Here is a 13,247-nt window from a genome sequence, read left to right as displayed (position 1 = left end):
AAAAAAGACTCGGATTTAAAAATCCGAATCAGATATTATTGCAAAAACATGGTGTTAAACTTCAAATGCTCATCGAAGACTTATAATTAAACTGTAAAATCTTCACCCAGATAAACTTTGCGCACAGTCTCATTTTCCAGTACTTCTTGCGGTGTTCCCTCTGCAATCACGGCACCTTCGCTAACAATATAAGCATGCTCACAAATGGCCAAAGTTTCTCGAACATTATGATCGGTAATTAATACACCAATTCCGCGGTCTTTAAGATTACGAATAATGTCCTTGATATCCCCTACAGAAATAGGATCGACACCGGCAAAAGGTTCATCCAGCAGCATAAATTTCGGATCGGCAGCCAGTGCACGGGCAATTTCGGCACGACGGCGTTCACCGCCAGACACACTCATTCCCAGTGAATCCTTAATATGCGTGATTTTAAAATCAGCCAGTAATTCATTTAAACGCTGTTGACGCTGCTGCTTGTTCAAATCCTTACGGGTTTCAAGAATCGCCATAATATTTTCAGAAATGGTCAGTTTTCTAAAAATGGATGCTTCTTGCGGCAAATAACCAATGCCTTTGCGGGCACGTTCATGCATGGCCAAGTCTGACAAATCAAGATCATCTAAATGAATCTCACCCTTGTCCATACGAACCAAACCCACCACCATATAAAAACTTGTGGTTTTACCTGCACCATTGGGGCCAAGCAATCCCACAATCTGTCCACTCTGCATCTCGAAAGAGACATCTTTCACAACCCATCTTTTACTATAATTTTTTGCCAGATGTTTAATACACAATGTTTGGGGCTGATTTAGCGCTTGATCCATTAATCACGTGCTCCTGGGAACGATTTTGAGCTGGAAGGTGGAATCACAATTTGCACACGACCCGAAGATGAACCGGTATTGTTTGGTGTACCCGTCGCTTCTACATCACCCTTATTCATACTGTATTTCAAAGTATTACCGCGAATACTTGCTCCATCCTGCTGTAAAGATGCATTGCCAGTCAAGGTGATAATGCCGGTTTGGGCATTATAAAGAATCTTCTGTGCCTGACCTTTGGCCAAACCTTTATTTACATCGACTTTTTGTTGAAAACGCGCGGGGCCACCGGTTGCAGTAATGGTACTAATTTGTTTTTGACTGTCCAGATTGGCAACAATAGAGTTGGCTTGCAATCTCATGGTGCCCTGTTCAATGATGACATTCCCACTATAGGTCGTCACCCCGGTTTTTTCATTATAGGTAGCACGGTCTGCGACCAATGAAATAGGCTGATTTCGGTCAGAAGGAATGGCAAGTGCCGCTGCCGACGAGAATACAACCAAACCGGCTAAAGCTGCTTGTTTAAGCACAGTTTTAGACAATGTAAGCTTAAGATTTTGGTTCATATTTTCCTCGAATATTAAAAAATTCGTATTGACCGTCATTTAAATTGGCTTTCAGACCTTGGCTTACAAATTCAGCTTGCGGAGATTGCACAATGACCTGTTTATCTGTCTCAATTTCCCGAGTTTTAGGATATCCGGTTAATTCCTGGGTCTGAAACTGCATTTTGCCCTGTTGCATCAACTTGGTCGCCACGACATTTCCCGACAGAACCACCCGTTGATTATCTTCATAACTGTTTGCAACTTTGGCATAAAAAGTTGCATCGACGGCGCCATCTTTATACATGGAAGCATTCAGGTTGGTCAGTTTTGCTGTTTCTTTTTGCATGTCCTGTTCAAGACGATCGACCTGGGCACGGACATACAAATTACCGTTATCATCGGTTTGAGTCAGGTTAATTTTTTCAGCGGAATAGGTCATGCTTCTGGCTGAGTCAACCTCGAGCTTGTTGCCCTTACCACTGTAATAGTAGTAACCACCACTTATAGCTGCAATTGCTATAGCAGTTACGTATAAAACTTTTGTATCCATAAGTGTGGTACTTAACTCAAATTCAATGAATTGTTTAACAATTAATGTGGCACAGCAGTATAAGTTTCAAGTAGCTGTTGGTAAGCTCCTTTGGCCATCAGAATCATGTCACAGATTTCACGCACCGCACCACGTCCACCCATGGCCTGAGTGACAAGGTCAGCGCGACGGCGAACTTCAACATGACCATTGGGAACAGTCACTTTCATACCTGCAATGGCAAATGCCGAAAGATCAGGCCAGTCATCGCCCATATATAAACAGTCTTCTGGAGCAACATTCAATTGGGCACAGGCTTCGCGTAATGCAGTACCTTTGTCTTCACGGCCTTGAAAAACCAGGTCTACGCCTAAGTCAGACATGCGTTTTTCCACAATATTACTTTTACGTCCAGTAATAATAATGACTTTTACACCCGCTTTCTGTACAAGTTTCATACCTAAACCATCACGGATATCAAAGGACTTGATTTCATCCCCCGTATTTGTCAGGGTGATAAAACCATCACTCAAAATCCCGTCGACATCAAGAACCAAAGCTTCAACATGACGTGCCTGTTCCAATAAAATATAAGATGCCATTTATTAATTTACCCCAGCTTGAATCAGGTCATGCATGCTAATCACACCAATGACCTTATTTACATCATCTACAACCACAAATTGATTGATTTTCTTTTCGTTCATACGCTCTAAAGCTTCAACGGCACGTGCTTCTTGCAAAATGGTCAATGGATTTTTGATCATCACTTCTGAAACAGGCAAGTTCACATCAAAGCCTTGCTGCTTATCAATTAAACGACGTAAATCACCGTCAGTAAAAATCCCGAGCAATACGTCATTTTGATCCACAATTGTGGTTAAACCTAGGCGTTTGTTTGAGATTTCGTATAAAACCTGATTCATTGGTGTATCTGGAGATACTTTTGGCAATTCCGTGCCCATATGCATGAGGTGTTTTACATGCAGCAACAAACGTTTACCTAAAGCACCGGCTGGATGAGATAGCGCAAAATCATCAGCCGTAAAGCCACGAGCATCCAGTAGAGCCACAGCTAGAGCATCACCCAAAGCCAGAGTTGCAGTGGTGCTTGACGTTGGTGCCAGACCCAGTGGACATGCTTCCTGGATATTGCCTAAAGTTAATGCTACATCGGCATTTTGCGGCATAGGACCTTTAGCATCACCACTAATGGTAATTAAAGGAATTTCCAGACGCTTGATCAAAGGCATGAGCATCATGATTTCATCGCTCTTGCCCGAGTTAGAAATAGCGATTAATACATCGCCAGGTACCAGCATACCCAAATCACCATGCCCTGCTTCACCTGGATGCATAAAGAACGATGGTGTACCCGTAGATGCAAAGGTGGCTGCCATTTTACGGCCAATATGCCCTGATTTGCCCATACCGGTAATGACTAAACGCCCTCGACACTGCAAGATGATTTCACAGGCACGGCTAAAACGATCATCAATTTGTGTCGCCAATATTTCCAGTGCTTGTTCTTCTATACGCAAAGTTTCTAATGCAACTTTTTGAAAGTCTATTTGATTTGGCATATTTGGTGGGTTCAAAATAGGTTTACCTTTACTCTATACAGAGTTGATTCAATCAAGCAAAAAATAATTTTCACAATTTTATCATATCTATGCAAATGTCACGTTTCTAAATTACAAGATTTCAATAATTGTGCAGAAATTATGGCGATCCGCTATGCTTTTACTCATTGTCAATCAAAACGCACTTTTGATGGCTCAATTGTTATTTCCCCTATTCATCGTTGATTATTTTTATTTGTAATGTGCCATCTTAAATCATCAGTCATAACATACGATATCCACACAGAAATATATTCCTTAAAAAATTCCTGCATTTTTTCGTTTTAACTTTATGAAAAAAAATGCTTAGGTTAAGATTGAACACCATTTTCAATAAGCTTCTAGAAAACCTATGCAACCATTTGTTCTATATAACTCAGAGCAACGTAAAAAAGTTGAATTTGTTCCACGTAAAGAAGGACATATCGACATGTATGTGTGCGGTATGACGGTATACGATTACTGTCATATTGGACATGCTCGAGTCATGGTTGCATTTGACTACATTATTCGTTTCCTGCGCAGCCAGGGCTGGAATGTTAAATACGTTCGTAACATTACAGATATTGATGACAAAATCATCAAACGTGCCAATGAAAATGGCGAAAGCATTACCGTTTTGACAGATCGCTTCATCAAAGCGATGAATGAAGATGCTGAGAACTTAGGCTGCTTGCACCCGGATGAAGCACCTCGTGCTACAGATTACATCGACCAAATGCAAAACATGATTGGCAATCTGGTTAATAAAGGCACTGCTTATCCATCTGCAAATGGCGATGTGTATTTTCAAGTGGAAAAATTTGCCAAATATGGTCGTCTTTCAGGTCGTAAACTGGAAGATATGCAAGCTGGTGCCTCTGAACGTGTCGATGTAGAAGTTGAAAAGAAACATCCCTTTGACTTTGTGCTTTGGAAACACGCCAAAGAAAATGAACCGTCATGGGCTTCACCTTGGGGCAATGGTCGCCCAGGCTGGCATATTGAATGTTCGGCCATGTCAACGTGCTGCCTAGGCAATCATTTTGACATTCACGGTGGTGGTTCAGACCTCATGTTCCCGCACCATGAAAATGAAATTGCGCAATCAGAAGCATCAACGGATGAACAGTATGTGAATTACTGGATGCACGTCGGCTTTATTAATGTCGATGGTGAGAAAATGTCTAAGTCTTTAGGCAACTTCTTTACCATTCGTGATGTGATGGATAAATTCCATCCTGAAGTGATTCGTTACTTTATTGTGTCTTCACATTATCGTAGCCCGGTGAATTTCTCTGACGTGGCATTAAAAGAAGCAAAAACAGCACTTTCACGTTTCTATCATTCATTCAAAGCTTATCAACAAGCGTATGGTGAAAAAACTGTAGATACTTTAGATGAAGCTTTAGTTGAACGTTTTAATACTGCCATGCGTGATGATTTCAATACAGCTGAAGCGATTGCCGTGCTATTTGAAATCAACAAAGAATTGAACCGTGCTGTCAAAGATGAAAATGCTGAACAGGCTGCAGTGTATTATTCCACCTTGCGTCACTTGACCAATATTTTAGGACTGGTTCAACACAATGTAGACGACTTCTTGAAATCAGATATTGGTCAGGAAGCTTTAGGTCTTTCTGAAGAGCAAATTGAAGATCTGATTCAACAACGTACAGACGCGAAAAAAGCCAAGGAATTTGCCAAAGCCGATGAAATTCGTCAATCTTTGCTCGATCAAGGCGTGGTTCTGGAAGATACCCGTCAAGGTACCATCTGGCGTCGTGCTGATTAATTAAACATTTGGAAGCATAAAGAGTTGACAGTTGAATGAAACTCTCTATAATTCACTTCCATATTGCGGGAATAGCTCAGTTGGTAGAGCATAACCTTGCCAAGGTTGGGGTCGGGAGTTCGAGTCTCCTTTCCCGCTCCAGAATACAAAAAACCCTCATCGAAAGATGAGGGTTTTTTTATTGGATACGATCCAGAGATATATAACAGAATTATTCTAAAATCCCCCCAAAACCGTATAACGATCGTTCCACTATAGCAGCTGATTATCATGGATGAATCAACCTATTTTTCAAACCACCTCAAGCATAGCCATTAATTTATTTAACTACCTAATAAAAAATAATAAAAAGTTATATTTATCCTGTTTTCATATTACTCCCCCCTACTTATGCTAATCTTAATCCATATAATAAATATTGAAACAAGAGGATAACATCATGGGTTACCAGCATATCTTAGTTTCTGTGGATGATTCTCCTACCTCTCTCGCTGCAGCTGATCAAGCAATGATGTTGGCTAAAGCCATGGGAAGTAAAGTGACCATCGTCAGCGTGGTAATTATCGACCCTTTAACCAGTGTCAGTTTTTATAAAAATGTACCTGGAGTCACAGATTATTTTATGGAAGCCAAAGCTCATGCTAAAAATATATTAGCTGAGCTAGGTTCCCGATTTTCTGAGGCAGGCATTGCAGCAGAAACTAAACTTTTGACCAAACAATCCCCTAGTGATGCCATTGCTGAACTGGCCGATGAATTAAAAGCTGATTTGATCGTGGTTGGATCGCATGGCCGAACCGGTTTGAAAAAAACCTTTATTGGCAGTATCGCCCAAGATATTTTGACCGCCAGCCACGTTCCCGTGCTTGTGGTTAAACATACACAATAATGCTTTGACCGAACCATTAATCCACATCAGATGGGTTAATGGCTTTCAAACAATTAAGCATTGAAACTGTTTTTAGGTTTCTATCCTCTGCTCAACCAATCTTATTTCTGCACTATTTTTAAAAGATTAAAAGCCATGAAGATGAGCTGAAAAATCATCTTGTGAACGCTATAAAAAGATCTAACTACGACTATCCACTAATACGCATCGCCTTCATGCAGGCATACACTTTTCTGATGTTCTTTTATTAAGATTGAAAGAGTAAAAACATGTCACAACAAGATTTTGAAAATGGTTTAAAAGTTCGTACCGAAGTCATGGGCGAAGCTTTTGTAAAACGTGCACAGGACAATACAGTACCCTTTACCCAACCCTTACAAGACTGGATTAATGAACATGCCTGGGGCTCAACCTGGCAACGTGAAGGTGTCCTTCCCCGCAAATACCGTTCATTAATTACCATTGCTTTTTTAACTGCACAAAAAAGCCCAACTGAACTTAAAGGTCATGTTCGTGGCGCACTCAATAATGGTGCAACGGTAGAGGAAATTCAGGAAGTGTTATTACACAGCTTGCCATACTGTGGTGCTCCTGCTACCCAGGAAGCCTTTCGTGCTGCACTTGAAGTCATTAATGAGTATCAAAAGCCTGAATAATCCATTTTGGTTTTGATTGTAGATCGCCTAAGCAATTTAGGATTCAAATTGCTTAGGCTATATTTTTAATTCTAATTATATCGTGTCCCAGCCTCAGCTTAATAAGACTGTAATGTACCTTGATTTAATTGCAAGATATCAGCCTCTAAATATTCCAGTTCTTCAGGATGATGCGTGACATAAATCATCTGTAAATCAAGCTCATCTTTCATCCGTTTAAAAAACGGTAAAATTTGCTGTTTTAAGCTCCGGTCCAGTCCAGTCAATGGCTCATCCAGAAGCAGTAAGTTCGGTGAAGACAACAAGGCCCGACCGATGGAAACCCGCTGTGCTTCCCCGCCCGAAAGTTGATGAGCCTTACGCTGAATCAATGGGGTCAGTTCCAGTAACTCGACAATTTCATCAAACTGAAATTTTCGTTCCGATTTATCCAGTAATTTTTCTGCATAACTTAAATTTTGCTGCACATTTAAATGTGGAAACAGTAAGGCATTTTGGAAAATGAGCGCGATTTTACGTTGATGCATCGGCACATGAATATTTTGCTGAGTATCAATGAACACCTGTTCATTCAATTGGATACAACCCTGCTGTGGCTTGAGAAAACCCACAATATTTTTTAGCAAGGTGCTTTTACCACTCCCCGATGCTCCGACAATGCCTAACAATTGCTGCTGCATTGTCAGTTCAACATTCAAACTAAAATCAGCCTGCTGATATTGAAAATTACATTTCAACATTTCAAGTTCCCAATTTCCGTTGATATTTCTGCAAAATAAAATAATTCGCAATCAGTGCTGAAAAGGCCAGACACAAAGATAAAATCACCAGCCGCATGGCAAACTCTTCCCCATTCGACTGTTGTAAGAAGGAATAAATCGCAATCGGAATCGTGCGGGTTTCATCTGGAATATTGCCGACAAAAGTAATGGTGGCACCAAACTCCCCCAGACTTCGGCTAAAACATAAAATACTTCCAATCAGCATGCCCGGCAGTGCCAAAGGCAGGCTGATACTGCAAAACACTCTGAACGGTCTTGCTCCCAATGAACCAGCCACCTGTTCCAATTGCCGATTAATCAATTGAAAAGACAGGCGAATCGGCTGCACCATCAAGGGGAAAGCCACGATCATGGAAGCCAGTACCGCCCCTTTCCAGTTGAATGCTAACTCAATCCCGAGCGTATTTAGATATTGTCCAACCCAGCCTTTATTGCCAAACAATAGCAACAGTAAATAGCCCAAAACCACTGGTGGCAATACCATCGGTAATTGTAAACACGCTTCGACCAGAAATTTCAGCCTGAATTCATGGCGGGCCAAAGTCCAGGCCAGTGCCACGGCAAAGGGTAAACAGATCAGCGTTGCACATAAGGCAACTTTTGCCGAAAGATATAGAGCACTGAGTTCTTCGGGGCTGAACATTAATGAGTGATCACCTATGATTGATTCATGCGAAATCCATATTTTTGAAAAATGCTTTTCGCATGCGGACTGGTTTTTATAAATTTTTCAAATTGAATTGCATCTGCGTTCTTTTCGCCCTGTTTGGTCAATGCCAGCGGATAAATAATCGGATGATGTGAATCTGCCGGGAAGGTTCCAATAATGTTTACTTTCTGGCTGATGAGTGCATCGGTTTTATAGACAATTCCCACTTCACATTCACCACGTTCGACAAATGCCAAAGCTGAACGCACATCATCTGTTCCTACAATGCGTCCTTTTAAACTATTCAACCAATTCAGCTTAATCAAACTCTGTTTGGCATATTTACCCGCAGGGACAGATTCCATTTGCCCGGTACAGAGATGTCCTTTAAAAGATTGCGCAAAATTAAAACCGGATTGGGCTTTAAAAGGAATGTTTAAATTTTTCGGGCTAATCACCACCAGTTGATTGAATAATAATGGCTTGGCTTGATTTACATGAATGATTTGCTTTTTGATCAGATAATTCATCCAGTCTAAATCTGCAGAGAAAAAGATATCGCTGCTGGCCCCTGCTTCAAGCTGTTTGGAAAGTACTGATGACGCACCAAATACCGCTACAACATCTGTTTTCGGATGTTGTTTTGCATAAATTTTTTCAATGTCGCTAATGGCATTGCTCAGACTGGCAGCCGCATAGACTTTTACCGTGCCTGCATAGCTAGAGGAAAATGTAACTGATAAACACACTGCTAAAAACAGGGATTTTTTCATAAGCATTTTCCTCATCATTAAATAAATAGACCTTGCACGATTTGCCCTTTGGATAAAGCTACTCCCGCAGGAATCCTGACCAGACAATTGGCCTGCATTAAATTGCTCAGCATATGTGATTGCTGTTTCGACAAGCTTCTGACCTTGAGCAATCCCTGATCAAAACTGGCCGACATTCTTAAAAAACGTTCTCGGCCATCCATTTTCACATCATGGCTCAACACGGCGCTAAACCAGTCCGGTTGCTGTTTTTGTCCTTGCAAAGCTCTTAACAAAGTAGAGGTATAAATTTGCATGCCCACATAAACTGCTGCGGGATTGCCCGGCAGTCCAAGCAGATAGCAACGTGTGCAGTCAGCTCGTGTTAATTCTGCAAAGAACATCGGCTTGCCAGGCTTCTGTTTAACTTTCCAGAACATCTGTTCAAAGCCTAAATCGAGAGCTACGGGTCGAATAAAATCATAATCCCCAACCGATACACCGCCGGTGGTTAAAACCAGATCATAACTGTCCAATAATGTTTGAATTAAACCTTTAACTGCAACTTCCGTATCCGCCACATGGAAAATTTCAACCTGCTGTCCTTGATTCTGAAACCAGGCTTGAATCAACGGCCCATTGGCATCGAAGATTTTACCTGTCGCAAAGTCATCTACACTCTCCGCAACTTCATCCCCGCTAATCACCACTGCAACTTTGGGATATTGATAAACTTTTACCGTTTGAATACCCGCCATACTTAAAGAAGCAATAGCACCTACAGAGAGTACTTGTCCCTGACTGGCCAGCAATTGTCCCACTGCAATTTCTTCACCGACATCTCGAATGTCGGCATGGGCAGTTAAGTTTTCGGTAATTTCTATTTTTGTAGCATCTGTGAGTTGAACAATTTCCTGACGCGCCACCGTAGTAGTCCCCAAGGGAATTTTAGCTCCGGTAAAAATCCGCACAGCCTGCCCAACTTCAAGTTCGAATTCAGCCTGTTGCCCTGCCCGGATTTCTCCAATCAAATCAAAGCGGCTATTGGCGTCAATGGAAGATTCCGCACAAATGGCATAACCATCCACAGCACTTTGCGAAAATAAGGGCAAATTAATGCTGGAATAAACATCTTCAGCCAAATAACGATTTAAAACCTGATTTAATTCAAGTTGTTCAATCGCTAAGGCTTGAGTACGCTCTAAAATTAAATCCAGTGCCTGATCTACCGTGATCAGGCCAGGTTCAGCACCACATCCCGACATTGCGCTGCTCATTGATAACCACCTGGATGGGGAATATTTTTCTGTACATCAAATAAGTGCACCAATGCAGGTAGTACCGCGATCAAGGATTCTTTCGCGCCCTGACGGCTGCCCGGCAAAGTCATCACCAGACTGTTATCAATATATCCGGCCACGCCACGACTCAAGGCCGCATATGGCGTGCGCTTCTGTCCAAAACTGCGTGAGGCTTCCATCAAACCGGGAATTTCCCGTTTTAATAAAGGCTGAATGGTTTCTACAGTAAGATCTTTCGGACCCAATCCTGTACCACCGACGGTTAATATCAATGGATAGTCATTTTTTTGCTGTTCAATCAACGCTAGCAGTTGTTCCGGACTGTCAGGAATGACGTGATAAGCAATCTCGCTAAAATTGGCTTCCTGTAAAATTTCCAGCACATTTTGCCCGGCAGTATCCGGTTTTTTACCTGCAGCCACTGTGTCTGAAAGTACAATAATTGAAGCAGGCATTGCTTCTTTTAAGGCGCGGGTAAAATGAGACTTACCACCTTTTTTCTTTTGTAATTTAACCTGATCCAGACATAAATCTTCCGGCTCACAATGCGGTTTGAGCATGTCATATAGTGTTAAACCAGCAAGACTGACTGCGGTTAAGGCTTCCATTTCCACACCTGTCGGTCCAATGGTTTCTACTGTTGCAATAATTTCGACATGGTCATCAAACAGTTCATACTCCACATCGGCACGGTAAATTGGCAGTGGATGACACAATGGAATCAGCTCATCGGTACGCTTTGCTCCCAGAATGCCTGCAATTCGTGCTGTCTTTAGTGCATCGCCTTTTTCAGTATTACCGTTACGGAGCAATTCTATGCAATGTGGCGGTGCGTGCAGAATTCCTGTGGCTACTGCAGTGCGATAACTCTCTGCTTTCATCCCGACATTTTTCATTGCATATTCCTATGATTCATTTTTCAAAATATTGTTCAATTAAAGCGGCCATTGATAAATCGGTGCAGCATGATCTTTGACATGGTCACAATGCTGATGATCATGATGGCCTGATGAGTCTGTAGGATGATGATGTGAATGAGCCACATCTCCTTCATCTTTACGGATGCAACAGCCCTCCACATATTGACTACTGCCATCCATATAAAATTCTTCTTTCCAGACCGGCACTTCGTGCTTGACCCGTTCAACCGCTTCTTCACAGGCGGCAAAGGCTTCACGGCGATGTGCAGCATAGGCTATGGCGATAATGGCTTTTTCACCAATATCCAAAGCGCCAATCCGGTGAATGACCCTAACATAGGACACACCATATTTCTGCTGAATGTCCTGTTCAATCTGGCGAATCATTTTTTCCGCCACTGGCGCATAAGACGTGTATTTCAACGCCTTGACTGCCTTGCCTTCATGATGATTACGCACGGTGCCAATAAATACGCCAATACCGCCGCATTCAGGAAACTGCTCAATCTGATCAAAACTGTCTAAAGTTAAGGCGGTATCCTGAATTCTGGAAAATGCTTTCAACTGTTCCATTTCAACCTCCTGCCACAGGTGACAGCAACACCAGAGTCGTATCTGCATGGAATTGAGTTTGACGTGAAATAATGTCCTCACCGATGGCACAGGCACAGCGTTCGATCATGGCAAAAGCCGCAGGATAATCCTGTGCTACTTGATCCAACACTTCGGCAACCGTACTGTTTGAACTGCAGATCAATTCCAGGTTTGGAGGTAACTGTCGTTCTACCGCACCGAAGGTTTCAATTTTAATTGTGATCTGTGACATCTTAACCTCCAATCATATGCATGCTGATTTTGCGCGATGGCTGATTTTTTAAACGTTGTTGTATGGCATGAAAACCTGATTCTTTGTTCCAGATATAATGTGATAATGCAGCATGCAAGCTCAGTTCACTCAGAGGTTCAGAAGCATTCAGCGCTTTAATTTCAGTTTTAAGATTTAAACCTTGAGGCGCAAACAGGCAGTTATAAAACTCACCTTGTGCGGTTAAACGCACCCGGTCGCAAGTCCCACAAAATGAATTGGTAATGGTGGAGATGATGCCGATCGGATGACCATCAATAAAATACTGTCGTGCCGGCTCTGAACTTGAACGAACTGAAGAGGCGTCTTGGCTCGTTACTGCAAATTCAGTATTTAATATTTCTAAAATTTGCTGTTCACTGACCACATGTTCACTCGACCATTTACGGTCACCATCCAGTGGCATAAATTCAATAAAGCGTAAGATAATTTTTTGCTGCACCGACCAACGTGCTAAAGGCAGAATTTGATCCTCATTCATGCCCTTCATCAATACACTATTGATCTTGATCGGCAACCCTACCGCTTGTGCCGCCTGAATTCCTTCGAGTACAGGAGATAAATCTTTTTGGGTAAGCTGTTTAAATTGCTGGACATCCAAACTGTCCAGACTGATATTCAGGTCATCCAGTCCTGCCTGTTTTAACGCCTGTGCATATTGTTTTAAATAATGGGCATTGGTGGTCATGGAAATGCGTTTCAGCCCAAGCTTTTTTAGCTGTTGAAGCTGGGCAACAAAATGCACCACCCCTTGACGCAATAACGGTTCACCGCCAGTGATGCGAATAAATTCAATGCCATGACGCACCATAAAATCACAAAACTGATAAAGCTCCTCAAAACTGAGCAAATCGTGTTTTTTCATCCATTCAGGATGTTCCGGCATGCAATAGACACACTTAAAATTACAGCGATCGGTTACTGAAATTCTCAATTTACACTTGTTGCGACCAAACTGATCGACAAATCGTGTATTGGTTTCAAGCTCTGTCATCATATTCATGTTGAACATCCATCTTCAGGCATCTTGCTGTAATCGCACAAGAATTGTGCGTAAGATTTAAATCGCCCCATCTTGTTATAATTAGATTTGCAATAAGTGTTCCAACTTTGTGCTGAAGAAGAAA

General features: G+C 41.9%; 16 protein-coding genes and 1 tRNA gene. 4 read left to right on the top strand and 13 right to left on the bottom strand.

Going from position 1 to position 13,247, the window contains the following annotated elements; genetic code table 11:
- Window positions 1-86: 86 nt before the first annotated feature.
- Genes lptB through ACE01R_RS10390 form a run of 5 tightly spaced genes read right to left on the bottom strand, consistent with a single transcriptional unit; the run spans window position 87 to window position 3,493 of the window.
- Window positions 87-833 (bottom strand): LPS export ABC transporter ATP-binding protein, encoded by a 747-nt coding sequence (lptB, locus tag ACE01R_RS10410; RefSeq protein WP_395551037.1) that lies wholly within the window; start codon window positions 831-833, stop codon window positions 87-89.
- The gene (lptA, locus tag ACE01R_RS10405) at window positions 833-1,399 is read right to left on the bottom strand and encodes a lipopolysaccharide transport periplasmic protein LptA (RefSeq protein ID WP_395551036.1); all 567 of its coding nucleotides are present in this window, start codon (window positions 1,397-1,399) and stop codon (window positions 833-835) included. The genes lptB and lptA overlap by 1 nt, the downstream gene beginning before the upstream one ends.
- A complete protein-coding gene (lptC, locus tag ACE01R_RS10400) occupies window positions 1,383-1,931 on the bottom strand; it encodes an LPS export ABC transporter periplasmic protein LptC (RefSeq protein WP_395551035.1) in 549 nt (182 codons plus the stop codon). Before lptC ends, lptA begins: the two co-directional genes overlap by 17 nt.
- A gap of 41 nt (window positions 1,932-1,972) precedes the next feature.
- On the bottom strand, window positions 1,973-2,512 hold the full coding sequence (locus ACE01R_RS10395) for a KdsC family phosphatase (protein ID WP_395551034.1): 540 nt from the start codon (window positions 2,510-2,512) through the stop codon (window positions 1,973-1,975).
- Window positions 2,513-2,515: 3 nt separating this feature from the next.
- Entirely contained in the window at window positions 2,516-3,493 is a 978-nt protein-coding gene (locus ACE01R_RS10390) for a KpsF/GutQ family sugar-phosphate isomerase (protein WP_395551033.1), read from the bottom strand.
- A gap of 391 nt (window positions 3,494-3,884) precedes the next feature.
- Here ACE01R_RS10390 and cysS point away from each other — a divergent pair, with 391 nt between their 5' ends.
- From cysS to ACE01R_RS10370, 4 genes are all read left to right on the top strand, one after another.
- Window positions 3,885-5,306, top strand: a complete 1,422-nt coding sequence (gene cysS / locus ACE01R_RS10385; RefSeq protein WP_395551032.1) for a cysteine--tRNA ligase — start codon at window positions 3,885-3,887, stop codon at window positions 5,304-5,306.
- A 65-nt stretch (window positions 5,307-5,371) separates the two neighbouring features.
- Window positions 5,372-5,447 (top strand) — tRNA-Gly (locus ACE01R_RS10380).
- 298 nt (window positions 5,448-5,745) lie between these two features.
- A complete protein-coding gene (locus ACE01R_RS10375) occupies window positions 5,746-6,195 on the top strand; it encodes a universal stress protein (protein WP_395551031.1) in 450 nt (149 codons plus the stop codon).
- 269 nt (window positions 6,196-6,464) lie between these two features.
- Window positions 6,465-6,851: a carboxymuconolactone decarboxylase family protein gene (locus ACE01R_RS10370; RefSeq protein ID WP_291353810.1), complete on the top strand. Its 387-nt coding sequence runs from the start codon at window positions 6,465-6,467 to the stop codon at window positions 6,849-6,851.
- A 98-nt stretch (window positions 6,852-6,949) separates the two neighbouring features.
- Here the strand turns inward: ACE01R_RS10370 and ACE01R_RS10365 are convergent, their stop codons facing one another.
- From ACE01R_RS10365 to moaA, 8 genes are read right to left on the bottom strand one after another with little or no spacing between them, the layout of a single operon-like run.
- Window positions 6,950-7,591, bottom strand: a complete 642-nt coding sequence (locus ACE01R_RS10365) for an ATP-binding cassette domain-containing protein (protein WP_395551030.1) — start codon at window positions 7,589-7,591, stop codon at window positions 6,950-6,952.
- A 1-nt stretch (window position 7,592) separates the two neighbouring features.
- Window positions 7,593-8,276, bottom strand: a complete 684-nt coding sequence (gene modB, locus ACE01R_RS10360; RefSeq protein WP_395551029.1) for a molybdate ABC transporter permease subunit — start codon at window positions 8,274-8,276, stop codon at window positions 7,593-7,595.
- A gap of 14 nt (window positions 8,277-8,290) precedes the next feature.
- Entirely contained in the window at window positions 8,291-9,055 is a 765-nt protein-coding gene (gene modA / locus ACE01R_RS10355; protein WP_395551028.1) for a molybdate ABC transporter substrate-binding protein, read from the bottom strand.
- 17 nt (window positions 9,056-9,072) lie between these two features.
- Complete coding sequence (locus tag ACE01R_RS10350) at window positions 9,073-10,299, bottom strand: molybdopterin molybdotransferase MoeA (RefSeq protein ID WP_395551130.1); 1,227 nt, start codon at window positions 10,297-10,299, stop codon at window positions 9,073-9,075.
- Between the two features lie 8 nt (window positions 10,300-10,307).
- Window positions 10,308-11,231 carry a bifunctional molybdenum cofactor biosynthesis protein MoaC/MoaB gene (gene moaCB, locus ACE01R_RS10345; protein ID WP_395551027.1) on the bottom strand — a complete coding sequence of 308 codons (924 nt, stop codon included), beginning with the start codon at window positions 11,229-11,231 and terminating at the stop codon, window positions 10,308-10,310.
- A 39-nt stretch (window positions 11,232-11,270) separates the two neighbouring features.
- Window positions 11,271-11,828, bottom strand: coding sequence for a molybdenum cofactor biosynthesis protein MoaE (locus ACE01R_RS10340; RefSeq protein ID WP_395551026.1), 558 nt, complete (start codon window positions 11,826-11,828; stop codon window positions 11,271-11,273).
- Window position 11,829: 1 nt separating this feature from the next.
- A complete protein-coding gene (locus ACE01R_RS10335) occupies window positions 11,830-12,081 on the bottom strand; it encodes a MoaD/ThiS family protein (RefSeq protein ID WP_395551025.1) in 252 nt (83 codons plus the stop codon).
- A gap of 1 nt (window position 12,082) precedes the next feature.
- Window positions 12,083-13,123 carry a GTP 3',8-cyclase MoaA gene (gene moaA, locus ACE01R_RS10330; protein WP_395551024.1) on the bottom strand — a complete coding sequence of 347 codons (1,041 nt, stop codon included), beginning with the start codon at window positions 13,121-13,123 and terminating at the stop codon, window positions 12,083-12,085.
- Window positions 13,124-13,247: the final 124 nt, after the last annotated feature.

This window comes from Acinetobacter sp. BSP-28, assembly GCF_044130285.1.
Classification (GTDB): Bacteria; Pseudomonadota; Gammaproteobacteria; order Pseudomonadales; family Moraxellaceae; genus Acinetobacter.
Note: the sequence above shows the minus strand (reverse complement) of the source record. Positions and strands in the feature narration are given on the sequence as shown.

Excerpts from the sequence above, each read along its gene's own strand:
- moaCB (WP_395551027.1), bottom strand. The coding sequence starts at position 11,231 with ATGAAAAATGTCGGGATGAAAGCAGAGAGTTATCGCACTGCAGTAGCC.
- ACE01R_RS10350 (WP_395551130.1), bottom strand. The coding sequence starts at position 10,299 with ATGTCGGGATGTGGTGCTGAACCTGGCCTGATCACGGTAGATCAGGCA.
- ACE01R_RS10375 (WP_395551031.1), top strand. The coding sequence starts at position 5,746 with ATGGGTTACCAGCATATCTTAGTTTCTGTGGATGATTCTCCTACCTCT.
- ACE01R_RS10340 (WP_395551026.1), bottom strand. The coding sequence starts at position 11,828 with ATGGAACAGTTGAAAGCATTTTCCAGAATTCAGGATACCGCCTTAACT.
- ACE01R_RS10365 (WP_395551030.1), bottom strand. The coding sequence starts at position 7,591 with ATGTTGAAATGTAATTTTCAATATCAGCAGGCTGATTTTAGTTTGAAT.
- lptB (WP_395551037.1), bottom strand. The coding sequence starts at position 833 with ATGGATCAAGCGCTAAATCAGCCCCAAACATTGTGTATTAAACATCTG.
- modA (WP_395551028.1), bottom strand. The coding sequence starts at position 9,055 with ATGAAAAAATCCCTGTTTTTAGCAGTGTGTTTATCAGTTACATTTTCC.
- ACE01R_RS10370 (WP_291353810.1), top strand. The coding sequence starts at position 6,465 with ATGTCACAACAAGATTTTGAAAATGGTTTAAAAGTTCGTACCGAAGTC.
- ACE01R_RS10390 (WP_395551033.1), bottom strand. The coding sequence starts at position 3,493 with ATGCCAAATCAAATAGACTTTCAAAAAGTTGCATTAGAAACTTTGCGT.
- ACE01R_RS10395 (WP_395551034.1), bottom strand. The coding sequence starts at position 2,512 with ATGGCATCTTATATTTTATTGGAACAGGCACGTCATGTTGAAGCTTTG.
- cysS (WP_395551032.1), top strand. The coding sequence starts at position 3,885 with ATGCAACCATTTGTTCTATATAACTCAGAGCAACGTAAAAAAGTTGAA.
- ACE01R_RS10335 (WP_395551025.1), bottom strand. The coding sequence starts at position 12,081 with ATGTCACAGATCACAATTAAAATTGAAACCTTCGGTGCGGTAGAACGA.
- modB (WP_395551029.1), bottom strand. The coding sequence starts at position 8,276 with ATGTTCAGCCCCGAAGAACTCAGTGCTCTATATCTTTCGGCAAAAGTT.
- lptC (WP_395551035.1), bottom strand. The coding sequence starts at position 1,931 with ATGGATACAAAAGTTTTATACGTAACTGCTATAGCAATTGCAGCTATA.
- moaA (WP_395551024.1), bottom strand. The coding sequence starts at position 13,123 with ATGAATATGATGACAGAGCTTGAAACCAATACACGATTTGTCGATCAG.
- lptA (WP_395551036.1), bottom strand. The coding sequence starts at position 1,399 with ATGAACCAAAATCTTAAGCTTACATTGTCTAAAACTGTGCTTAAACAA.